22 protein-coding genes and 1 tRNA gene are annotated in these 20,856 nt (G+C 73.4%); 15 read left to right on the top strand and 8 right to left on the bottom strand.

Annotation, left to right across the window (positions count from 1 at the left end):
- Nucleotides 1-96: 96 nt before the first annotated feature.
- From Pma05_RS18975 to Pma05_RS18985, 3 genes are read left to right on the top strand one after another with little or no spacing between them, the layout of a single operon-like run.
- Nucleotides 97-642: a MauE/DoxX family redox-associated membrane protein gene (locus Pma05_RS18975; RefSeq protein ID WP_203858778.1), complete on the top strand. Its 546-nt coding sequence runs from the start codon at nt 97-99 to the stop codon at nt 640-642.
- Complete coding sequence (locus Pma05_RS18980; protein ID WP_203858779.1) at nt 635-1,354, top strand: DsbA family protein; 720 nt, start codon at nt 635-637, stop codon at nt 1,352-1,354. The genes Pma05_RS18975 and Pma05_RS18980 overlap by 8 nt, the downstream gene beginning before the upstream one ends.
- Nucleotides 1,351-2,544, top strand: coding sequence for a hypothetical protein (locus Pma05_RS18985; RefSeq protein ID WP_239312625.1), 1,194 nt, complete (start codon nt 1,351-1,353; stop codon nt 2,542-2,544). Before Pma05_RS18980 ends, Pma05_RS18985 begins: the two co-directional genes overlap by 4 nt.
- Before the next feature lie 127 nt (nt 2,545-2,671).
- Here Pma05_RS18985 and Pma05_RS18990 read toward each other — a convergent pair whose 3' ends face one another.
- Genes Pma05_RS18990 through Pma05_RS19005 form a run of 4 tightly spaced genes read right to left on the bottom strand, consistent with a single transcriptional unit; the run spans nt 2,672 to nt 5,500 of the window.
- On the bottom strand, nt 2,672-3,472 hold the full coding sequence (locus tag Pma05_RS18990; RefSeq protein ID WP_203858780.1) for an energy-coupling factor ABC transporter ATP-binding protein: 801 nt from the start codon (nt 3,470-3,472) through the stop codon (nt 2,672-2,674).
- Complete coding sequence (gene cbiQ, locus Pma05_RS18995) at nt 3,469-4,239, bottom strand: cobalt ECF transporter T component CbiQ (protein ID WP_203858781.1); 771 nt, start codon at nt 4,237-4,239, stop codon at nt 3,469-3,471. Before cbiQ ends, Pma05_RS18990 begins: the two co-directional genes overlap by 4 nt.
- An 11-nt stretch (nt 4,240-4,250) precedes the next feature.
- Nucleotides 4,251-4,763 (bottom strand): PDGLE domain-containing protein, encoded by a 513-nt coding sequence (locus Pma05_RS44025; RefSeq protein ID WP_203858799.1) that lies wholly within the window; start codon nt 4,761-4,763, stop codon nt 4,251-4,253.
- 17 nt (nt 4,764-4,780) lie between these two features.
- Nucleotides 4,781-5,500: an energy-coupling factor ABC transporter permease gene (locus tag Pma05_RS19005; protein ID WP_203858782.1), complete on the bottom strand. Its 720-nt coding sequence runs from the start codon at nt 5,498-5,500 to the stop codon at nt 4,781-4,783.
- Nucleotides 5,501-5,640: 140 nt separating this feature from the next.
- On the opposite strand from Pma05_RS19005, the gene bcp reads away from it, so the two are divergent.
- The 3 genes from bcp to Pma05_RS19020 all read left to right on the top strand — a co-directional run bounded on the left by bcp (nt 5,641) and on the right by Pma05_RS19020 (nt 6,906).
- Entirely contained in the window at nt 5,641-6,117 is a 477-nt protein-coding gene (gene bcp / locus Pma05_RS19010; protein WP_203858783.1) for a thioredoxin-dependent thiol peroxidase, read from the top strand.
- A 31-nt stretch (nt 6,118-6,148) separates the two neighbouring features.
- Nucleotides 6,149-6,229: transfer RNA gene (locus Pma05_RS19015), tRNA-Leu, on the top strand.
- A 158-nt stretch (nt 6,230-6,387) separates the two neighbouring features.
- Nucleotides 6,388-6,906 (top strand): GNAT family N-acetyltransferase, encoded by a 519-nt coding sequence (locus Pma05_RS19020; protein WP_203858784.1) that lies wholly within the window; start codon nt 6,388-6,390, stop codon nt 6,904-6,906.
- A gap of 118 nt (nt 6,907-7,024) precedes the next feature.
- Here Pma05_RS19020 and Pma05_RS19025 read toward each other — a convergent pair whose 3' ends face one another.
- From Pma05_RS19025 to Pma05_RS19035, 3 genes are all read right to left on the bottom strand, one after another.
- Complete coding sequence (locus Pma05_RS19025) at nt 7,025-8,047, bottom strand: expansin EXLX1 family cellulose-binding protein (protein ID WP_239312627.1); 1,023 nt, start codon at nt 8,045-8,047, stop codon at nt 7,025-7,027.
- Nucleotides 8,048-8,169: 122 nt separating this feature from the next.
- A complete protein-coding gene (locus tag Pma05_RS19030) occupies nt 8,170-9,003 on the bottom strand; it encodes an MOSC domain-containing protein (RefSeq protein ID WP_203858786.1) in 834 nt (277 codons plus the stop codon).
- Between the two features lie 137 nt (nt 9,004-9,140).
- Complete coding sequence (locus Pma05_RS19035) at nt 9,141-9,668, bottom strand: helix-turn-helix domain-containing protein (protein ID WP_203858787.1); 528 nt, start codon at nt 9,666-9,668, stop codon at nt 9,141-9,143.
- A gap of 58 nt (nt 9,669-9,726) precedes the next feature.
- On the opposite strand from Pma05_RS19035, the gene Pma05_RS19040 reads away from it, so the two are divergent.
- On the top strand, nt 9,727-10,680 hold the full coding sequence (locus tag Pma05_RS19040; RefSeq protein ID WP_239312629.1) for an alpha/beta hydrolase family protein: 954 nt from the start codon (nt 9,727-9,729) through the stop codon (nt 10,678-10,680).
- Nucleotides 10,681-10,913: 233 nt separating this feature from the next.
- Here the strand turns inward: Pma05_RS19040 and Pma05_RS19045 are convergent, their stop codons facing one another.
- Nucleotides 10,914-11,747, bottom strand: a complete 834-nt coding sequence (locus Pma05_RS19045; protein WP_203858788.1) for a class I SAM-dependent methyltransferase — start codon at nt 11,745-11,747, stop codon at nt 10,914-10,916.
- 68 nt (nt 11,748-11,815) lie between these two features.
- Between Pma05_RS19045 and Pma05_RS19050 the strand changes: the two genes are divergently transcribed.
- The 8 genes from Pma05_RS19050 (at nt 11,816) to Pma05_RS19080 (ending at nt 20,685) form a co-directional block, all read left to right on the top strand.
- On the top strand, nt 11,816-12,682 hold the full coding sequence (locus Pma05_RS19050) for a MurR/RpiR family transcriptional regulator (protein ID WP_203858789.1): 867 nt from the start codon (nt 11,816-11,818) through the stop codon (nt 12,680-12,682).
- Between the two features lie 158 nt (nt 12,683-12,840).
- On the top strand, nt 12,841-14,520 hold the full coding sequence (hutU, locus tag Pma05_RS19055) for a urocanate hydratase (protein ID WP_203858790.1): 1,680 nt from the start codon (nt 12,841-12,843) through the stop codon (nt 14,518-14,520).
- A gap of 25 nt (nt 14,521-14,545) precedes the next feature.
- Complete coding sequence (locus Pma05_RS19060; protein WP_372441503.1) at nt 14,546-15,754, top strand: allantoate amidohydrolase; 1,209 nt, start codon at nt 14,546-14,548, stop codon at nt 15,752-15,754.
- Nucleotides 15,751-17,097, top strand: a complete 1,347-nt coding sequence (locus tag Pma05_RS19065; protein ID WP_203858792.1) for a formimidoylglutamate deiminase — start codon at nt 15,751-15,753, stop codon at nt 17,095-17,097. Before Pma05_RS19060 ends, Pma05_RS19065 begins: the two co-directional genes overlap by 4 nt.
- The gene (locus tag Pma05_RS43500) at nt 17,094-17,216 is read left to right on the top strand and encodes a hypothetical protein (RefSeq protein ID WP_275414711.1); all 123 of its coding nucleotides are present in this window, start codon (nt 17,094-17,096) and stop codon (nt 17,214-17,216) included. The genes Pma05_RS19065 and Pma05_RS43500 overlap by 4 nt, the downstream gene beginning before the upstream one ends.
- A 55-nt stretch (nt 17,217-17,271) precedes the next feature.
- Nucleotides 17,272-18,444, top strand: coding sequence for an imidazolonepropionase (gene hutI / locus Pma05_RS19070; protein ID WP_203858793.1), 1,173 nt, complete (start codon nt 17,272-17,274; stop codon nt 18,442-18,444).
- On the top strand, nt 18,432-19,985 hold the full coding sequence (hutH, locus tag Pma05_RS19075) for a histidine ammonia-lyase (RefSeq protein WP_203858794.1): 1,554 nt from the start codon (nt 18,432-18,434) through the stop codon (nt 19,983-19,985). Before hutI ends, hutH begins: the two co-directional genes overlap by 13 nt.
- A 10-nt stretch (nt 19,986-19,995) precedes the next feature.
- Nucleotides 19,996-20,685 (top strand): hypothetical protein, encoded by a 690-nt coding sequence (locus tag Pma05_RS19080; RefSeq protein WP_203858795.1) that lies wholly within the window; start codon nt 19,996-19,998, stop codon nt 20,683-20,685.
- Nucleotides 20,686-20,856: the final 171 nt, after the last annotated feature.

Consider the following 20,856-nt stretch of genomic DNA (forward strand, 5'->3'; position numbering starts at 1 on the left):
AACGTCCACGTACCGTGGGTGAGCGTGATCCCACCCGTACGGCGTCCCGGATGACCAACGCCACACCGGAAACCCTGCCACCGAGCAAGACGACTAATGACTGTGACTGAGCGGACCACAGCAAGCACCCCGGCGCCGGGCCACCGCCGCTGGCGGGCCGCCCGCCCGTGGCTCGGCACGGCCGCCCGACTGGGCCTCGCCGCCGTGTGGCTGGCCGCCGGCGGGTCCAAGGTCGGTGACCTCGCCGCCTCCGGCCGGGCGGTCAGCGCGTACAAGATCTTCCCGTACGACCTGGCGGTGGTGATCGGCGCGGCGCTGCCGTTCGTGGAGCTGGCCCTCGGGCTGATCCTGCTGGTCGGGCTCGCCACCCGGCTCGCCGCCGGGATCTCCGCGGCGCTCCTGGTGATCTTCATCGCCGGGATCGCCTCGGCCTGGGCGCGTGGCCTCTCCATCGACTGCGGGTGCTTCGGCAGCGGTGGCGACCTCGCCGCCGGCCAGGACCCGACGTACGGGACGGAGCTGCTCCGTGACGTGGGCTTCCTGGTGCTCGCCGGCTTCCTGCTGGTCTGGCCGCGTACCCCGGTCTCGGTGGACGCGGCGTTGGGTCGGGACACCCGCGAGGAGGAGAGCGACGATGAGTGACCGGAACCGCAAGGGACAGCGCCGGCCCGCCCGGGTCGTACGCGAGCAGATGGCCCGGGAGCGGCGCCGCAAGCGCACCCTGTGGACCTCGGTCGGCGCGGTCATCGTGCTGGTCATCGCCGGTTTGATCGGCTGGGGCGTCTCGGCCAGCCAGGACGCCGGCGACTTCACCCCGCCGGGTGGCTCCAACCCGGAGGGCACCGGCATCGTGCTCGGCTCCGGCCCGATCAACATCGACGTGTACGAGGACTTCATCTGCCCGATCTGCCGCACCTTCGAGCAGCAGGCCGGCGGTACCCTCGACCAGCTCGTCGCGCAGGGCAAGGTACGGGTCACCTACCACCCGGTGGCGTTCCTCAACCGCTTCTCCAGCACCGAGTACTCGACCCGGTCGTCCGCCGCCTCCGGATGCGCGGCGCAGAGCGGCAAGTTCCGGGAGTACGCGAAGGCGCTCTTCGACCGGCAGCCGCCGGAGGGCAGCGCCGGGCTCAGCGACGACCAGCTCGTCGAGGCCGCCACCAGCATCGGGCTGGCCGGGGACAGTTTCCGCAACTGCGTCCGGGAGAATACCTTCAAGAAGTGGACCGAGCACGTGACCGACGAGGCGGCCCGGGCGGGGGTGACCGGCACGCCGACCGTGCTCGTCGCCGGCAAGCAGGTGCAGCCCAGCGCCGAAGCGATCACCGCGGCGGTGGCGGCGGCCGGCGGGTGAGCCGCGTCAGCGGTCAGAACGGACTGCTGCGGCGGGTCGGGTCTGTGCTGGTCGTGGGCCTGGTCGGGATGCTCTCGACCGCAGCGCCGGCCGCCGCGCACGCCGGGGACACCCCGGACGGCACCAACTACCGCACCGAGGTCACCGGGGTCACTCCGGCGCTGCCGGGGCTGCGGGTACGGGTGGTGGAGGGCGGGGCCCGGCTCGAACTGGAGAACCGGACCGGTCGTACGGTCGAGGTGCTCGGCTACGCCGGGGAGCCGTACCTGGAGATCCGCCCCGACGGCGTCTACGAGAACACCGCCTCCCCGGCGACGTACCTGAACCGGACCCTCGCCGGGGACACCGCGCTGCCGGCCGGGGCCGACCCGACCCGGCCGCCGTCCTGGCGACGGGTCGACACCGAGCCGGTGGCCCGCTGGCACGACCAGCGCAGCCGCTGGCTGGAGGCGGCGCCGCCGCCCGAGGTCGCCGCCAGCCCGGACCGGCCGCACCGGGTCCGCGACTGGGTGGTGCCACTGCGCGACGGGCTACGCCCGCTGGAGCTACGCGGCACGCTGGACTGGCTGCCACCGCCCGACCCGCTGCCCTGGTGGTGCGTCAGCCTGCTCGGTGCGCTGGCCGTCGGGGCACTGGGGGTGCTGCCCCGGAACTCCCGACCGGGCCACCGGGCCACCGTCGCGCTGGGCATGCTCGCGATCGTCGGCGGGGTGGCGGCGCTCTGCTTCGCGCTGGCCCGGGGCGCCGACGCCGGGCTCGGCGGCATGCTGCTCGGACTCGTCACGGGGCAGCTCTGGCCGACCCTGACCGGCGCCGCCGCGCTGGCCGCCGGGGCGTACGCGCTGACCCGCCGAGCGGCCGGCGACTTCGCGCTGGCGCTGGCCGGTACCTGCCTGGCGCTCTTCACCGGGGTGACCAACGCGGCCGTCTTCCTGCGCTCGGTGGTCCCGGTACCGTGGCCGCCGGAGTGGGCCCGGGTCCTGGTCGCGGTGGTGATCGCGGTCGGCGGTGGGCTGGCCGTGGCCGGGATACTGCGGCTGCGCGCCACCGGCCGGTCGTCCGACACCGGACCGGCCGGCACCGACGCACGTCGACGGACGGCCCGCCGCTGGTCGGTGGCCCTGCCGTCGGACGAACCCGACCCCACCACCGACGGACCGCGCACCGACGAGCCAGCGGTCAGCGGTTGACAGTTGACGATTGACGGGTTCAGCCGTCAACCGGCCAACAGCGGTTGACGGGCTTCGGCCGTCAAGAGGCAGAGCGGTTGACGGGGCTCGGCCGTCGACGGGGTAGCCAGCCGGCGGGTTGGGCGACTCAGCCGTTGGCGGTGAGCTGCCGGGCGGCCATCGCCGGGTCGAAGCCGTACGGCAGCTCCAGGCGGTGCCGGGCGAGCAGGTCGGCGTCGGCGAGGATCTCGGCGGTCGCCCCGTCCGCGACGATCCGACCGGTGTCCAGGATCACCGACCGGTCACAGAGTTCCAGCGCGTACGGCAGGTCGTGGGTGACCATCAGCAGGGTCACCGGGAGCCCGCGCAGGATCCCGGCCAGTTCGCGGCGGGCGGCCGGGTCGAGGTTGGAGGAGGGCTCGTCCAGGACGAGGATCTCCGGCCGCATGGCCAGTACGGTCGCCACCGCCACCCGGCGACGCTGCCCGAAGGAGAGGTGCTGGGGCGCCCGGTCCCGGTGCTCGGCCATCCCCACCGCGTCCAGCGCCTCGGCCACCCGCTCGGCCAGTTCGGTGCCGCGCAGGCCGAGGTTTGCCGGGCCGAACGCCACGTCCTCGGCGACGGTGGGCAGGAACAACTGGTCGTCGGGGTCCTGGAAGACGATGCCGACCCGGCGGCGGATCTCGGCCAGGGTGGCCCGGTCCCGGTCCACGGTCAGCCCGCCGACGGTGACCGTGCCGGCACCACCGGCGAGGATCCCGTTCAGGTGCAGTACCAGGGTGGTCTTGCCTGCGCCGTTCGGGCCGAGCAGGGCGACCCGCTCGCCGCGCGGCACGGTCAGGTCGACGCCGCGCAGCGCGACCTGCCCGTCGGGATAGCTGAACTGCACGCCGCGTACGTCCAGGGACGGGGCGTCGGCGGCGGGAGCGGTGTGCACGTACCCGATCATCCCAGCACGACCGCGGCGGCGGCGATGCCGGTCGCGGCGAGCGGCACCGTCGCGGCCACCAGCCAGTGCCGGGTGGTGGCCGCACCCGTGGCCAGCCAGGCCCCCGGCATCCGCCCCTGGTAGCCCCGGGAGACCATCGCCAGATAGACCCGCTCGCCCCGCTCGTAGGCGCGCAGGAAGAGCGCGCCCACCCCGGCGGCGAAGCCGCGCAACTGCCACAGGAAGCGGGGATCGTCGCCCCGGGAGATCCGGGCGACCCGCATCCGCCGCGCCTCGCCGACGAGTACGTCGAGGTAGCGCAGCATGAAGGTGGCGATCTGGGTGAGGATCTGCGGGCAGTGCAGCCGGTCCAGCCCGAGGATCAGGTCCCGCATGGTGGTGGTACCGGCGAGCAGCAGCGAGGCCAGCACCCCGAGGGTGCCCTTGGCCAGGATGTTCCAGCCGCCGTAGAGCCCGTCGACGGAGAGTTCCAGCCCCAGCCAGCTCACCCGCTCGCCGGTGCCGAGGAACGGCAGCGCGAACGCGAAGACCACGAACGGCAGCTCGATCAGCGACCGGCTGGCCAGCCAGGCCAGCCCGACCCGGGAGACCGCCGCCACCAGCAGCACCAGCAGCAGGTAGCCACCGAACGCCCAGAACGCGTCCCGGGGGGTCGCGACCACGGCGAGGGTGAAGACCACCATCGCCGCGATCTTGACCTCGGGGGGCAGCCGGTGCACCGCCGACGTCCGGTCCCGGTAGAGCACGTGCGCGTGCCCGGCTCCCATCTCCGACGCTCCTACTCGGTGCCGTCGCTACCGGTCCGACCGGCCGACGTCGCGGTCGACGCGTCGCCGCCGCGCGGCGCGGGCGTACCCGGGCCACTGCCGTCGGTCCGCGCCGGTCCGACCCTGGTCCCGACGGCCTCCGCCGAGCCGGCCGCTTCCGCCGAACCGGGGGCTTGGGCCGAGCCGGGGATCGGGCGGCGGCGGGTCAGCCAGAACAGGCCGCCGCCGACGGCGAAGGTGATCAGCACGCCGAGCACCCCGGAGAGCCCGGTGGAGAGGAACGCGTTGTCGACGCCCCGGATCCCGTAGTCGGCCAGCGGCGAGTCGGCCAACTCGTGGTCCTTGGCCTGCTGTGCCGGGCAGCTTCCACCGGTGATGTTGTCGTCGGCGTCGAAGGTGCAACCCTCGCGCAGCGACGAGTCCAGGCCGTCCGGGTGCGCCGAGGCGAAGTTGCTGACCACTCCGGCGAGGAGCAGCGCGACCAGTAGGCCGCCGAGGACGAACGCGCCGGAGCGCTTCGAGATCCGGGTTCCTCCGGTCGTCATCGGGCACCTCCGGTCACCGGCAGTTGGTGGGCGGTCGGGAGCGGACGCAGCGAGCGCAGCGCGTAGACCAGGTCGGGCCGGACCTTCGCCACGGTGACCACGGTGCTCGCGGTGATCAGACCCTCGCCGACCCCGATCAGCAGGTGCACCCCGGCCATCGTGCCGGCCAGCCCGCCGAGGCTGCTGCCGACGTCGGTGGTGCCGCCGAGCCAGTACTGGAGGACGAAGCCCTGCGAGGCGACCAGCACGCTGAGTACCGAGGCGACGAACGCGGTGGCGGCCAGCCCGGTCACCGTACGGGGCAGGATGCGCAGCAGGAGCGCGACCAGCAGGTACGCGACCGCGACACCGAGCAGCGCCATGTTGGTGATGTTGAGGCCGAGCATCGCCACCCCGCCGTCACCGAAGATCAGCGACTGCACGATCAGCACCACCGCGACACAGAGCGCCCCGACCCAGGGTCCGACCAGGACCGCGGCGAGTGCCCCGCCGAGCAGGTGGCCGCTGACCGCGCCGGTGAAGATCGGGAAGTTGAGCATCTGGACGGCGAAGATGAACGCGGCGACCAGCCCGGCCATCGGGGCGAGCCGGTCGTCCAGGTCCTGCCGACCGCGGAACACGCACAGCGCGAGCGCTGCCAGGGCCAACGCCCCGAACGCCGCCGCCACGGGACCGTTGATGATCCCGTTCGAGATGTGCATTGCCAGGTTGTCCACGCCACCTCCCGAAAATGCCGGCGCGGGATCCGCCCCGCCGGCCGGCTCAGCCTAGGAGCCGAGCATCGTTATTGCCAAGAGTTTGCAAGAGCTGTAGACCAACCGCAATCTCCGGTCCACCTGGCGATAGGGTCGTGGTCATGACCTCGCCGATCCGCCTCGCCCCCGGAGACGCCGCGCCCGACTTCGCGCTGCTCACCGACGCCGGAGAGACGCTCTCGCTCAAGGAACTGCGTGGCCGGAAGGTGGTGCTCTACGCCTATCCGAAGGCGATGACACCGGGCTGCACGAAGCAGGCCTGTGACTTCCGGGACTCGCTCGCCTCGCTCCAGGCCGCCGGCTACGAGGTGGTGGGCATCTCGCCGGACTCCCCCGCCGCGCTGGCGAAGTTCCGGGACCGGGACGCCATCACCTTCCCGCTGGTCTCCGACCCGGACAAGGCGACACTCGTCGCGTACGGGGCGTACGGCGAGAAGCAGTCGTACGGGCGGACGATCACCGGGGTGATCCGGTCGACCTTCGTGATCGACGAGGAGGGCCGGATCGAGCGGGCGCTCTACAACGTCAAGGCCACCGGGCACGTCGCCAAACTCCGGCGGGACCTCGGCCTCGACTGAGCCCGCCAGCGGTCTAGACTCTGGAGCGCGAGCGGGAGTGGTGTAATGGCAGCCACGCAGGATTTAGGTTCCTGTGCCTTCGGGCGTAGGGGTTCGACTCCCCTCTCCCGCACTGACGGCCGGGCCGGTCAGCGGAGCCCTGACGGCTGACGCCCGACGACCGACGCCGGCCGCCACTACGTCGACACCCCGCGCGGCGGGCTGTTAGCGCCGTCACGCTCGGCGCGCGGGCCGACGGGGCTTTCCGGCGGGCGGGCGAGGATGGCTCGCGTGGGCATCCGCTTCGTACTCGATCCGCCGTTGACCCCCGAGTTGCGCGACGAGATCGTCGGACTGTGGACGGTGGTGACCAACGCCGGTGGCGCGGTCGGGTTCGTCGGCCAGGTCACCGAGGACGACATACGGCCGTTCGCGCTGGCCACCCTCGGGGCGGCGTACGAGGGGCCGGACCAACTGCTCGTCGGCTACCAGGGCGACGAGTTGATCGCGTTGCTCTTCCTCACCGACAACCGGTTCCACCTCAAGACGCACTGGTGCGTACTGAAGCGGGTGATGGTGCACCCCGACCGCCAGGGGTACGGCTACGGCCAGGCCCTGCTGCGCGAGGCCGAGCAGGTGGCCCGGGAGGCGGGCTGGGAGGCGCTGCACCTGACCGTCCGGGACGGCCGGGGCGTGGAGGAGTTCTACCGGCGGCTCGGCTACCGAGAGGTCGGCCGGCTGCCCGGGGCGCTCCGGGTCGGGCCGGGCGACGATCGTGACGAGATCCAGATGTGGCTGCCGCTGACCTGACTGTGCGGCACCGGATCAGTGAACCTTTTCCCACCTCCCCTTGGCGGTCTCGCCGACCGCAGGGTCGGACACCGTGCCTGGGGGCGCCACGCGGTTCAGGTGGAAAACGGTTCAGCGGTCAGCCGCAGCCGACCGGTGCCGGGCCGCCGGCCGCGCCGGCCACCGGCTCTCCGGACGGATCCACCCCGGTCGGCGTACCCGGGGCGGGCGTCGGGGAGGCGGTCGGGGCGGGAGTGGCGCTGGTGCCGGGGGCGGGCGAGGCCGAGGGGGTCGGCGCGGCGGCAGTCGCCGGGTCGTACATCCGTACCGTGCTGCGCTGCACCTGTCGGGGCGCCAGCCGGATTCCGGTGGCGACCGCCTCGTTGCCGTAGACGTCGACCACCCGGATCGAGTACGGCCCCGGGCCGATCCCGCCGTCGATCACCCAGTAGTTGTCCGAGCCGCGCTTCGCCGCCCGCCAACTCGAACCGGCGCGCTTCGCCGCCACCGACTTCACCGGGTTGCCGTGGGCGCCCACCTGCACCGCGAACCAGTACTGCGACACGCCGCTCTTCAGCCGGAAGGTGAGCGGGCCAGCCAGCGGCGGGTCGACGGCCGCCCGGTAGCGCACCGGGACGATGCCCTGTGACAGGTCGGCGATCTTCGCGAACGCCTGCCTGGACAGGTCGATCTTGTTGTTCGTGCAGCCCGCGCAGCGGTCCAGCACCATCACCCGGACGGTACCCACCGGACCGGTGACGTCGAGGAAGCTGCCGCAGGCGGCCGAGCCGGCGTACTGGCTGGAGCCGAGCGCGACGTAGAGCCGGTTGGCCGGCGGGCCGGGCAACGAGCAGTTGCCGCCCGAACTGCCCCCGTCATAGTGCGACGCCTTTCCCTTGTAGACGGTCGAACCGACCGGCGGCGCGGCCCGGTCCAGCGGGGGTGCGGCCAGGGCGGCGGCGCAGGCGGCCGGCTCGGAGAACTGCCAGGCGAGCACCAGCCCGAGGACGGCGGCGAGTACCGCCGCGAACCCGCCGGCCAGCCAGCGCCGGGACGGACGCCGCCGCGACGACCCACCGCCCTTGCCCGGGTCAGCGCCGGACTCCAGGGCAGCCGCCGGAACGCCGCCGTCCGTACTTTCGGGAAGTTCCGCCTCGGTCACCCGGGGCATGTTGCCGTAGCCGTCCCGGCTTTCGCAAGATCTGCACCGGCCGCCGGGCCGTCCGCCCCGCCCTGCACCCCGTTGCCGCCGGACAAAAGAGGACCGGGCGGAAGCGGACCAGTTCAGTCGAGCAGTTCCACCGGGTCGCCGACGGCGAGCGTGCCGGCCGGAGCGGTCGGGTCGATCACCGGTACCAGGTTCTGGCCGAAGACCAACTGCCGGTTGATCCGGCGGTACTTGGCCAGGGTGCGCAGCGGTTCGCGGCCGCGTACCCCGGTCTCCTGGTCGGTGGTGGTGACCAGGCACCGGCCGCAGGGCTTGGCCACCCGGAACGTCACCGGGCCGATCCGGAGCCGGCGGCCGGTCCAGTCGTCCTCGGCCCACAGGCCGGCGCCGCCGACCACCACGTTGGGGCGGAACCGGGTCATCGGCAGCGGCTCGATTTCACCGGATTCCAGCAGCGAGGAGTTCAGCGCGTCCAGTGACGCGCGGTTGGCCAGCAGCAGCGGGTAGCCGTCGGCGAAGCTGACCCGGTCGGCCGGGTCGACCAGGTCGGTGTCCGGGATCGGGCGCACCGTCGGGTCGCCGAGCCAGACCAGCCGGACCTTGCGGTCGAGCAGCCGGGAGAGCCAGTCGTCGGCGGCCGGATCCGCCCGCCGGGCCGGCGCGGCGGGCAGGTTCGAGAAGACGCGTACCACGATCGGCTCGCCGTCGGTCGGCTCGGTGACCTCCAGCGCGGGCCAGCCGGCGGCGCGCAGCAGCAGACCGCCGGGGCGGAGTTCCGGCCGGATGGCCACCAGACCGGCCACCTGGCGCTGGGTGACGCCGACCCCGTCGTCGCCGACGATCATCCAGCGCCGGTCGCCGGCCAGGCCCCACGGCTCGACTCGGGCGGCGTCGAGGTCGAGCCGGTAGCAGCCCTTGACCGGGTACGTGTGCAGGGAGACCAGCCGCATGGCGTTCACCCTGCCACAGCGGTTCGGACGACCAGAACACTGTCGACTGGCTGGCGTCCTACGGTGACGCGGCTGGCGTCGAGGCACCCGCGAGGGCCTGGCAAGCTGCCGGGCCGTCAGTTCTCGGTAGGGGGCCGTCAGTTCTCGGTAGGTATGACGACCACACTGATCATCCGTCGGGTGCGGTCCTGGCCGGGGTCGTTCTTCGTCCGAGCCGTGATCGCCGAGCGCAGTTCGGCGACCAGTTCGGCCAGCTCCGCGTCGGTCAGCCAGAGTGCGGCCTGCCGGTAGGTCACGCCGTCGGTGTCGGGATCGGCCGATTCGCGCGTCAGGTAGCGGTCGAAGTCCGCCAGCAGTCCGCCGGTGAACGCGGTGAAGGCGCGTCGGTGGTCGTCGACGCTCATGGCGGCGCGCTCGGTCGGATCGAGTTCGGTGCGGTCCCACTGCAACCGGTAGGTCCGTTCCACCGCGCCCCGCACCCGTTTCTCGCCCAGGACCTCCAGTACGCCGGCGGCGGTGAGCGCCGCGACGTGCCGGTACATCGTCGCGGGCGGGATGTCGGGCAGTCGGTTCCGCAACTGGGTCGTGGTGCTGGGCCGCCCGTCCAGCAGCGCTTGGAGGATGCGCAGTCGGACGGGGTGGATCAGCAGGTCCAGGTGTGCCATGGCGACATTATTACCGACGTGATACCTTTCTCACAGATGAGAATAATGGAGGTGCGGGATGGATCGGACAGACGTGGTCGCGGAACCCTCGCCGGCGATCGGAGACGGCGTGCGGGAGGTCGAGATGGCCGCGCCGGCCGACGACGGCATCGCCCTGGCCGGCACGCTTACCCTGCCCGCCGGTCCCGGCCCACACCCGGCGATGCTCTTCCTGCCCGGCTCCGGACGGCTGGACCGCGACTCCAACGCCGGTCGGCTGCGGATGTCGCTTGGCCGCCCCCTGGCCGAGGAGTTGGCCCGACACGGGGTGGCCTCGCTGCGCTACGACCGGCGCGGCGTCGAAGCGACCCCGGGTGACTGGCGGGCGGTCGGCTTTCTCGACAACCGCGCCGACGCCGCCGCCGCACTGCGGGCGCTGCGCGCACGCCCGGAGATCCGGGCTGCGGCCACCGGCGTGGTGGGGCACAGCGAGGGCGCGGTGCATGCGGCGTGGCTCGGCGCGCACGAGCGACCGGCGGCGGTCGTACTGATCGCCGGCTATGCCCGGCCGGGCCGGCAGGCCCTCTACTGGCAGGCGGCCACGCTCGCCGGTACCCTCCCCCGGCCCGCCCGTGCGCTCCTGCCCATCCTCCGGCGGATCGCCGCCCGGCAACTGTCCAGGCTGGAGGCCAGCACGACGGATGTCGCCCGGATCGGCGGTACCCGGATCAACGCCCGATGGTGGCGGGAACAACTCGCCTACGACCCGAGCGTGGACCTGGCCCACGTCCAGGCACCGGTGCTGGCGATCACCGGCGAGAAGGACCTCCAGGTCGACCCCGACGATCTGGCGAGGGTCGAGCGGCTGGTCCCCGGCGGCGCCGAAGTACGCCGGATCGCCGACCTGACCCACCTACTGCGGCGCGATCCGGGTCGCCCGTCGCTGCGCTCCTATCCCCGGCTGCTGCGCCAGCCGGTGGACTCGGACCTGCTCACCTACATCGCCCGCTGGACCGCCGCCCGGCTCCGCTGACCCCGACACCCGCTCCGGACACGGCCCGGTCCGATGCCTTCTGCCACCGGTCGGGCCAGGGTGGCCGGGGCGACGGCGCACCAGACCGTCGCCCCGGCCAGTCCGTCGCAGCTTGGTGGTACACCGCTCGCGGCCGGAACCGGGCGAAGCGACGTCGACGGCTGGCGAGGCTCGCCTCGGGGTCGACGACCGGCGGCCCCGGGTTCTCGGCGACGAAGCCCCCAGCCGGTCGGCTACCAGGCGATGCCGATCCCGTCGCCGGGGTACCAGTGCTGGGCCGGGGTCTCCCGGTAGGCCAGGAACCGGCGGCCGGTCTTCTCGGCGTGTTCGGCGAGCACGTTGGTCACCGTGACGTTGTCGGTGAGCAGCCGGGCCCCGGGGGCGAGCTTCGGCGCCACGGCCTGGAATTCCCGGCGCTCGTGCCCGGTGTGGTGGTTGCTGTCGTGCAGGAAGAGGTCGACCGGCCGGTCCAGCGCCTTGATCGAGGCGAGCGAGTCCCCGATCACCAGGTCGACCACGCTGGCCCACGGCTCGGCCTTGGCCAGGTAACCGGCCTCCGGATTGATGTCCAGCGAGGTGACCCGGCCCGGCTCGCCGTCGACGGCGTTGCGCAGCAGGGCCGAGGCGAGTACGCAGGTGCCGAGCCCCTTGTCGGTGCCGGTCTCCACGACGTGCGCGGGTCGGGTGGCCCGGACGATCGCGTACCAGCCGATCCGGCGGGCGTACCGGACCTGCCGGTCGGCCAGGCCGCGCCGGTCCGAGACGGCGGTGGCCTGCTCGATGTGCTGCCGCAGCGGCTCGTCCCGCTCGATCTCGGTGAGGTACGTCCGCACCTGCTTGACCGGTACGTCGCAGGTCACGCTGACGAACCAGGCGAGGTGCTCCCGGCTGAGCTTGGTCAGGTCGTAGGTGAAGTTGTGGTGCTCGCGGGAGGTGAGCAGCCACTTGGCCGAGACGCTGATCACCCGCGCGTCGTACCGGGCCACCCGCATGAGCCGCTTCGGGAACGCCGCGACGGGGGCGAGGCGGGTGCGGGCGATCGCGCGCCGGAAATTCGTACCATCCACCCGGAAGGTTCTACCACGTTCCCGGTGTCCCATTGCCCTCTGAATGTTTTCATGCATACAGTCTTCTTGTGAATGACAGCGCTGTCATCGCGGCCCCGCCGATGGACCGCGTGCTCGACCTGTTCCAGGGCATCCGGCTGACGCCGACCCAGCGACGGATCGCGCACAGCCTGGTCCAGCACGCCGCCTCCGCCGCCTACCTCTCCGCGGCCGAGGTCGCCGAACTGGCCAAGGTCAGCCAGCCCTCGGTGACCCGGTTCGCCATGGCCCTCGGCTACGACGGCTATCCGGCGCTGCGCCGTCGGCTCCGGGAGATCGCCGCCGCCGGCCACGGCCGGCCCGACCTCGGGGTACCGGCCGGCAACGAGATGCAGCGGGCGATCCGCGCCGAGGCCGACAACCTGGACCGGCTCGCCGAGCAGCTCACCGACCGGGACGGAGTGACCGCCGCCGGTACGCTGCTGGCCGGCAGCCGCCCGCTGGTCGTACTCGGGCTGCGCGCCGCCGCCCCGCTGGCCGGATACTTCGCGTACTTCGCGGCGAAGGTGCACCCGGACGTACGGGTGCTGGACTCCGGCGGGACGCTCCTCACCGACCGGCTGGAACAGGCCCGGGCGGCCGGGGCGAGCGCGCTGCTCGGCATCGTGCTGCCCCGCTATCCCCGGGAGGCGCTGGAGGCGCTCCGGGACGCCCGCGCGGCCGGGATGTCGGTGGTGGCGATCACCGACTCGGCGGTCAGCCCGGCCGCCGAGTACGCCGACATCGTGCTGCCGGCCGCAGTCGGCGCCCAACTCGTCTTCGACCTGCACACCGCGCCGATGGCGCTGTCGATGGTGCTGCTCCAGGCGATCTGCGACGCCGCACCGGCCGACGCCCAGCGCCGGCTGGAGGAGTTCGAGCAGTCCGCCGCCCGCCGCCAGTTGTTCGTCGGTTAGCCACCGGCATTTCACCGCCCCAGCCCCACCGCACACAGCCCACCGCCGATGCCGCACCGCCGCACACGTCACCCGTCCGAGCCGTCCCGCACCGCAGCACCCACCAAAGCCGCACCGCAGACCACCGTCGAACCGTTCCCACCGCAGGAGGAGTTGACATGCCCGAGCCGATCCGCGCCGCCCGCGGCACCACCCGGACCGCCGCCGGGTGGCCGCAGGAGGCGGCGCTGCGGATGCTGATGAACAACCTCGACCCGGAGGTGGCCGAGCGCCCCGACGACCTGGTCGTGTACGGCGGCACCGGCCGGGCCGCCCGGGACTGGCCGTCGTACCACGCGCTGGTCCGGACGCTCGGTTCGCTCGCCGACGACGAGACCATGCTGGTGCAGTCGGGTCGGCCGGTCGGGGTGCTGCGGACCCACGAGTGGGCGCCCCGGGTGCTGATCGCCAACTCGAACCTGGTCGGCGACTGGGCAACCTGGCCGGAGTTCCGCCGCCTCGAACAGCTCGGCCTGACCATGTACGGCCAGATGACCGCCGGCTCGTGGATCTACATCGGCACCCAGGGCATCCTCCAGGGCACCTACGAGACCTTCGCCGCCGTAGCGACGAAGATCGCCGCCAGCCGCGCTGACGGGCAGCAATCGAGCGGCGGCTCGCTGGCCGGCACCCTGACCCTGACCGCCGGCTGCGGCGGGATGGGCGGGGCCCAGCCGCTCGCGGTGACCATGAACGGCGGCGCCTGCCTGATCGTCGACGTCGACCCCGAGCGGCTGGCCCGCCGGGTCGCCACCCGCTATCTCGACACCGTGGCCGACTCGCTGGACGAGGCCGTCGAGCAGGCTCTCGCCGCCAAGCGGGAGCGCCGGGCACTCTCGGTCGGGGTGGTCGGCAACGCCGCCACCGTCTTCCCCGAGCTGCTGCGCCGGGGCGTCGAGATCGACATCGTCACCGACCAGACCAGCGCGCACGACCCGCTGTCGTACGTGCCGGACGGGGTGGAGCTGGCCGACGCCGCCGAGCTGGCCCGGGTGAAGCCGGCGGAATACACCGAACGGGCCCGGGCGGCCATGGTGAAGCACGTCGCCGCGATGGTCGGCTTCCTCGACGGAGGTGCCGAGGTCTTCGACTACGGCAACTCGATCCGGGGCGAGGCGCAGCTCGGCGGGTACGACCGGGCGTTCGCGTTCCCCGGCTTCGTGCCGGCGTACATCCGGCCGCTGTTCAGCGAGGGCAAGGGGCCGTTCCGCTGGGCGGCACTGAGCGGCGACCCGGCCGACATCGCCGCCACCGACCGGGCGGTACTGGACCTCTTCCCGGAGAACGAGTCGCTGGCCCGGTGGATCCGGCTGGCCGGTGAGCGGGTCGCCTTCCAGGGCCTGCCGGCCCGGATCTGCTGGCTCGGCCACGGCGAACGGGACCGGGCCGGGGTGCGGTTCAACGAGATGGTGGCGAGCGGCGAGCTGACCGCCCCGGTGGTGATCGGCCGGGACCACCTGGACTCCGGGTCGGTCGCCTCGCCCTATCGGGAGACCGAGGCGATGGCCGACGGCTCCGACGCGATCGCCGACTGGCCGCTGCTGAACGCGCTGGTCAACACCGCCAGCGGCGCGTCCTGGGTGAGCATCCACCACGGCGGCGGGGTCGGCATCGGCCGCTCCATCCACGCCGGACAGGTCTGCGTCGCCGACGGCAGTCCGCTGGCCGGGCAGAAGATCGAGCGGGTACTCGGCAACGACCCGGCGACCGGGGTACTCCGGCACGTCGACGCCGGCTATCCGGAGGCGGTCGCGGCAGCCGCCCGGGGCAACCTGCGCATCCCGATGGCCGAAGGGTAGGCGGGCCGCGTTGTCCCCGAATCCGATCCCCGTGCACACCTGGTTTACCCGGCTCTGGGCGGAGATCGCCCCGATCGGCCGCGACCCGGGCACCGGCGGCTACCTCCGGTACGGCTTCGCCGAGCCGGTACGCGAGTTGGAGCGGTGGTTCCAGCGCGTCGCCGAGGCCGACGGGGCGCACACCGTCGAGCCGGACGGCAACGGCAACCTGGTCGCCTGGTACGGCCCGCCGCCGGAGCGGGGCGACGCCGTCCTGCTCGGCAGCCACTTCGACTCCGTCCCGCACGGTGGCGGCTACGACGGCCCGCTCGGCATCGTCAGCGCCCTGCTGGCCGTCCGAGCGCTCCGTGCCGAGGGTCGGGAGTTCCGCCGTCCGGTCGGGGTGGTGGCGTTCGCCGAGGAGGAGGGCTCGAGGTTCGGCGTACCCTGTCTCGGCTCGCGGCTGCTGACCGGGGCGCTCGATCCGGAGCGGGCGGCGGCGCTGACCGACCGGCAGGGCGTCAGCCTGGCCGAGGCGATGGGCGGCCGGCCGGCGGGGGCCCGGCCGGAGCTGCTGGGCCGGATCGGCGCCTTCGTCGAGCTGCACGTCGAGCAGGGCCGGGCCCTGGTCGACCTCGGCGCACCGGTCGGGGTGGCCAGCGGGATCTGGCCGCACGGCCGCTGGCGGCTGGACTTCGCGGGCGAGGCCAACCACGCCGGCACGACCCGGATGGCCGACCGCCACGACCCGATGCTGACCTACGCGTTCACGGTGCTGGCCGCGAACAAGGAGGCCCGGCTGCGCGGCGCGCACGCCACGATCGGCCGGGTCGAGGTGGAGCCGAACGCCACCAACGCGATCCCGGCCCGGGTCCGCGGCTGGCTGGACGCCCGGGCCGCCGACACCGGCACCCTGGAGGCGCTGGTCGAGGGGGTACGCGCCAAGGCCGCCGACCGGGCCACCCGGGACGGTACGACGCTTGAGGTGACCCGCGAGTCGCTCAGTCCACTCGTCGAGTTCGACGGCGGACTGGTCAAGGCATTCCGCCAGGTGCTCGCCGAGGGCGTACCGGTGCTGCCGACCGCCGCCGGGCACGACGCGGGGATCCTGGCCGAGCACGTACCGACCGCGATGCTCTTCGTACGCAACCCGACCGGGGTTTCACACTCCCCGGCCGAGGCGGCCGGCGACGACGACTGTGCCGAGGGCGTACGCCGGCTGGCCGACCTGCTCGCCCAGCTGGCCGCCGGATGACCGCCCCCGCCTCCGGCCGCTACCACGCCGAGTACGCCTGGCTGCCGGACCGCCCCGAGCCCGACGCCGACGTACTGGTCGAGGTGACCACCGACGGCCGGTTCGGCACGATCACTCCCGGCGTACCGGTGCCGCCGCCGGACGCCCGGCGGCTGCCCGGGCTGACCCTGCCGGGGCTGGCCAACGCGCACTCGCATGCCTTCCACCGGGCTCTGCGCGGGCGCAGCCACGGCAACCGGGGCGACTTCTGGGCCTGGCGCACCGGGATGTACGCGGTCGCCGACCGCCTCGACCCGGAGCGCTACCTCGCCCTGGCCCGGGCCGCGTACGCCGAGATGGCGCTCGCCGGCATCACCTGCGTCGGCGAGTTCCACTACCTGCACCACACCCCGGACGGCACCCCGTACGCCGACCCGAACGTGATGAGTACGGCGCTGGTCGAGGCCGCCGCCCAGGCCGGAATCCGGCTCACCCTGCTGGACACCTGCTATCTGACCGCCACCGTGGACGGCAAGCCGCTGACCGGTCCGCAACTGCGGTTCGGTGACGGCGATGCGGCACGCTGGGCCGAGCGGGCCGCCGCGTTCACCCCGGCCGGCCCGCACGCCCGGCTCGGCGCGGCGATCCACTCGGTCCGGGCGGTACCGGCCGACCAACTCGCCGAGGTGGCCGGCTGGGCCGCCGACCGGGCCGCCCCGCTGCACCTGCACCTCTCCGAGCAACCGGCCGAGAACGAGGCGTGTCTGGCGTACCACGGGAAGAGCCCGACCGCGCTGCTGGCCGAGGCCGGCGTGCTCGGCCCGGCCACCACGGCGGTGCACGCCACCCACCTGACCGGGCCGGACGTCCGGGCGCTCGGGCGCAGCGGCACCGGCGCCTGCGTCTGCCCGACCACCGAACGGGACCTGGCCGACGGGGTGGGGCCGGTCCGCGAGCTGGCCGACGAGGGCAGCCCGATCAGCCTCGGCAGCGACAGTCACGCCGTGGTCGACCTCTTCGAGGAGGCCCGGGCGCTGGAGCTGGACCTGCGGCTGGCGACCCTGGCCCGGGGTCACTTCACCCCGGCCGAGCTGCTGCCCGCCGCCACCGCCACCGGACATGCCGCGCTGGGCTGGCCGGACGCCGGCCGGCTGACGCCCGGCGGTCGGGCCGACCTGGTGACCGTCCGGCTGGACAGCGCCCGGACCGCCGGGACACCGCCGGTCGGGATCTTCTTCGCGGCCGGCGCCGCCGACGTGACCGACGTGCTGGTCGACGGCCGGCCGGTGGTCCGGGACGGCCGGCACGAGACGCTCGACGTGCCGGCCGAGCTGGCGGCGGCGATCACGGCGGTGACGCGATGAACCCGCCGATCGACAACGCCCGGCGAACCGGCCCCGGCGAACCGGACGGTGACGGCGTGAACCCGCTGATCGACAACGCCGACGAACTAGCCGCAGCGACCCGGACGGTGACCGCGTGAACCCGCTGATCGACAACGCCGACGAACTGGTCGCGGCAATCCGGACGGTGACCGCGTGAACCTGCTGATCGACAACATCGGCGAGCTGGTCACCAACACCGGGATCGGTGAGGGCGGGCCGCTCGGCATCCGCCGCAAGGCGGCGCTGCTGGTCGAGGAGGGCGAGGTCGCCTGGATCGGGCCGGCACGCTACGCCCCGGCCGCCGACCGACGGATCGACGCCGACGGCCGGGCGGTGCTGCCCGGGTTCGTGGACAGCCACGCCCACCTGGTCTTCGCGGGCGACCGGGGCGCCGAGTTCGCCGCCCGGATGGCCGGCGAGCCGTACACCGGGGGTGGGATCCGGACCACCGTCGCCGCCACCCGGGCCGCCGACGACGACCGGCTCCGCGACACCGTCGGGCGGCTGCGCGCCGAGGCGATGCGGCAGGGCAGCACCACGATCGAGATCAAGAGTGGGTACGGGCTCAGCGTCGCCGACGAGGCCCGCTCGCTGCGGATCGCCACCGAGTTCACCCCCGAGACGACGTTCCTCGGCGCCCACGTCGTGCCGCCGGAGTACGCCGACCGGCCCGACGACTACGTCGGACTGGTCTGCGGGCCGATGCTCCGGGCCGCGCTGCCGTACGCGAAGTGGATCGACGTCTTCTGCGAGCGGGGTGCCTTCGACGCCGACCACGCGCGGGCGATCCTCACCGTCGGGCAGGCCGCCGGGCTCGGAGTGCGGGTGCACGCCAACCAGCTCGGTCCCGGGCCGGGGGTGCAGCTCGGGGTGGAGCTGGGCGCGGCCAGCGTCGACCACTGCACCCATCTCTCCGATCTGGACGTCGACGCGCTGGCGATGTCGGAGACGGTGGCGACGCTGCTGCCCGGCGCCGAGTTCTCCACCCGGTCGCCGTACCCGGACGCGCGGCGGCTGCTGGACGCCGGGGTGACCGTGGCGCTGGCGACGGACTGCAACCCCGGGTCGTCGTACACCTCGTCGATGCCGTTCTGTGTCGCGCTCGCGGTCCGCGAGATGGGCATGACCCCGGCGGAGGCGGTCTGGGCGGCCACCGCCGGTGGCGCGCGGGCGCTGCGCCGCCTGGACGCCGGAGTGCTCCGGCCGGGCGTACCGGCCGACCTGAGCATCCTCGACGCGCCCTCTTTTCTGCACCTGGCCTACCGGCCCGGTGTTCCACTGATCAGCCAGGTCCTGCACAACGGAGTGCCGCAATGTCAACCGTGACCCGAACCGTCGTCACCGTCCAGCCCACCGGGATCTCCCCGGCCGACGTGCTGGCGGTGGCCCGGGGCACCGCCACCGTCGCCCTCGATCCGTCCACACTGGACGCTATGGCGGCCAGCCGGGCGATCGTCGACCGGATCGAGCAGACCGGCCGCCCGGTGTACGGCGTCTCGACCGGGTTCGGCGCGCTCGCCAACACCTTCGTGGCACCGGAGCGGCGGGCCGAGTTGCAGCACGCGCTGATCCGCTCGCACGCCGCCGGGGTGGGCGCCCCGATGCCCCGCGAGGTGGTCCGGGCGATGATGCTGCTCCGGATCCGCTCGCTCGCGCTCGGCCACTCCGGGGTACGCCCCGATCTGGCCCAGGCGCTCGCCGACCTGCTCAACGCCGAGATCACCCCGTGGGTACCGGAGCACGGCTCGCTCGGCGCCTCCGGCGACCTGGCCCCGCTGGCGCACTGCGCGCTGGTGCTGCTCGGCGAGGGCTGGGTGGTCGGCCCGGACGGCAGCCGACAGGACGCGGCTGTCGCGTTGCGCGCGGCCGGGCTGCGGCCGGTGACACTGGCCGCCAAGGAGGGGCTGGCGCTGGTCAACGGTACCGACGGGATGCTCGGGATGCTGCTGCTGGCGATCGCCGACGCCGGGCACCTGTTCACGATGGCGGACGTGACGGCGGCACTCGCCATCGAGGCGATGCTCGGCTCGGAGCGGCCGTTCCTGCCGGAGCTGCACGCGATCCGCCCGCACCCCGGGCAGGCGCGCTCGGCGGCCAACATCCACCGACTGCTCCAGGGTTCGTCCATCATGGACTCCCACCGGGACGACCTGTCGCACGCCGTGCAGGACGCGTACTCGATGCGCTGCGCGCCGCAGGTCGCCGGGGCAGCCCGGGACACCCTCGCCTTCGTCGACCAGGTCGCCGGCCGGGAACTCCGCTCGGTGGTGGACAACCCGGTCGTACTGCCGGACGGCCGGGTGGAGTCGACCGGCAACTTCCACGGCGCCCCGCTCGGCTTCGCCGCCGACTTCCTGGCCATCGCCGCCGCCGAGGTCGGGGCGATCGCCGAACGCCGGGTCGACCGGCTGCTCGACGTCACCCGGTCCCGGGAGTTGCCGGCGTTCCTCTCCCCCGATGCCGGGGTCAACTCCGGGCTGATGATCGCGCAGTACACCGCGGCCGGGATCGTCGCGGAGAACCGGCGGCTGGCCGCACCCGCCTCGGTCGACTCGCTGCCGACCAGTGGCATGCAGGAGGACCACGTCTCGATGGGCTGGGCGGCGGCCAAGAAGCTGCGTACGGTGCTGGAGAACCTGTCCAGCCTGCTCGCGGTGGAACTGATCGCCGGGGTACGCGGATTGCAGTTGCGGGCCCCGCTGACCCCGTCCCCGGCCGGCCGGGCGGCACTCGCGGCGCTGCGGGACGTCGTCGGCGAGCCGGGGCCGGACATCTTCCTCGCCCCGGCGATGGAGGCGGCCCGGGCGGTGGTCGCCGGACCCGAGTTGCGGGCCGCGATCGAGACGGAGGTCGGACCCCTGGGGTAGAACATCCGGCATGGGTTACGAGACGACCTTCACGGGCCGGGTCAGCATCTCGCCGCCGCTCAACGCGGCCGAGATCCGTTACCTGACCCGGTTCGCCGGAGTCCGGCACATGCACCGGGCCAGGGGGCCCTACTTCGTCGACGGCGGCGGCTACGCGGGGCAGGACATCGAGCCGGACGTACTCGACGGCAGCACGCCGCCGCCGGAACAGCCGGGCCTCTGGTGCCAGTGGATACCGTCCGAGGACGGCGCCACCCTCGGCTGGGACGAGGAGGAGAAGTTCTACCACGCCGAGCGGTGGATGGCGTACCTGGTCGACACCTTCCTCAAGCCCGGTGCCGCGCTGGCCGGGGAACTCGCCGCACCGGTCTCCGGCCGGGTCTATGCCGACGAGTTCGCGGAGTTCACCTTCGACCACGTGGTCGACGGCGTGATCGAGGCCGAGGGTGACGAGCCGGACGACCTGTGGCGGCTGGAGGTGCGAGACAACGTCGTCTACGTGGTCCAGCACGCGGTGTCGCCCGACTACGACGAGATCGACACAGCGGATCTCGGCGAGTGGGGCGAGGCCCAGTGGGCGGAGTTCCAAGCCAGGACCCGGCACAACGTCGCGTACCGGGTGCGGGACGGTCAACTCGTCGAGGTCGACCCGGCGGACGGACTCACCTTCGCCCCGGTCGACGGACCCAACGAAGGCTGACCGCCGAGCCGCCCACCGCCGCCCCGGGCTCGCCGGCTGCCGCTGGCGGGAGTGCGCAAGATTCTTGGCGAGTTTTGGCGGGTGGCGAACCAGCGGGTGGCGAACCAGCGGGTGGCGAACCAGCGGGTGGCGAACCAGCGGGTGGCGAACCAGCGGGTGGCGAACCAGAAG

Source organism: Plantactinospora mayteni (assembly GCF_016862935.1).
Lineage (GTDB): Bacteria > Actinomycetota > Actinomycetes > Mycobacteriales > Micromonosporaceae > Plantactinospora > Plantactinospora mayteni.

What these genes read in the sequence shown, in the direction of transcription:
- Pma05_RS19080 (WP_203858795.1), top strand. Translation starts at nt 19,996, where the DNA reads ATGGGTTACGAGACGACCTTCACGGGCCGGGTCAGCATCTCGCCGCCG.
- Pma05_RS43500 (WP_275414711.1), top strand. Translation starts at nt 17,094, where the DNA reads ATGAACCCGCCGATCGACAACGCCCGGCGAACCGGCCCCGGCGAACCG.
- Pma05_RS19030 (WP_203858786.1), bottom strand. Translation starts at nt 9,003, where the DNA reads ATGCGGCTGGTCTCCCTGCACACGTACCCGGTCAAGGGCTGCTACCGG.
- bcp (WP_203858783.1), top strand. Translation starts at nt 5,641, where the DNA reads ATGACCTCGCCGATCCGCCTCGCCCCCGGAGACGCCGCGCCCGACTTC.
- Pma05_RS18975 (WP_203858778.1), top strand. Translation starts at nt 97, where the DNA reads ATGACTGTGACTGAGCGGACCACAGCAAGCACCCCGGCGCCGGGCCAC.
- Pma05_RS19040 (WP_239312629.1), top strand. Translation starts at nt 9,727, where the DNA reads ATGGATCGGACAGACGTGGTCGCGGAACCCTCGCCGGCGATCGGAGAC.
- hutH (WP_203858794.1), top strand. Translation starts at nt 18,432, where the DNA reads ATGTCAACCGTGACCCGAACCGTCGTCACCGTCCAGCCCACCGGGATC.
- Pma05_RS18990 (WP_203858780.1), bottom strand. Translation starts at nt 3,472, where the DNA reads ATGATCGGGTACGTGCACACCGCTCCCGCCGCCGACGCCCCGTCCCTG.
- Pma05_RS19035 (WP_203858787.1), bottom strand. Translation starts at nt 9,668, where the DNA reads ATGGCACACCTGGACCTGCTGATCCACCCCGTCCGACTGCGCATCCTC.
- Pma05_RS18980 (WP_203858779.1), top strand. Translation starts at nt 635, where the DNA reads ATGAGTGACCGGAACCGCAAGGGACAGCGCCGGCCCGCCCGGGTCGTA.
- cbiQ (WP_203858781.1), bottom strand. Translation starts at nt 4,239, where the DNA reads ATGGGAGCCGGGCACGCGCACGTGCTCTACCGGGACCGGACGTCGGCG.
- Pma05_RS19065 (WP_203858792.1), top strand. Translation starts at nt 15,751, where the DNA reads ATGACCGCCCCCGCCTCCGGCCGCTACCACGCCGAGTACGCCTGGCTG.
- hutU (WP_203858790.1), top strand. Translation starts at nt 12,841, where the DNA reads ATGCCCGAGCCGATCCGCGCCGCCCGCGGCACCACCCGGACCGCCGCC.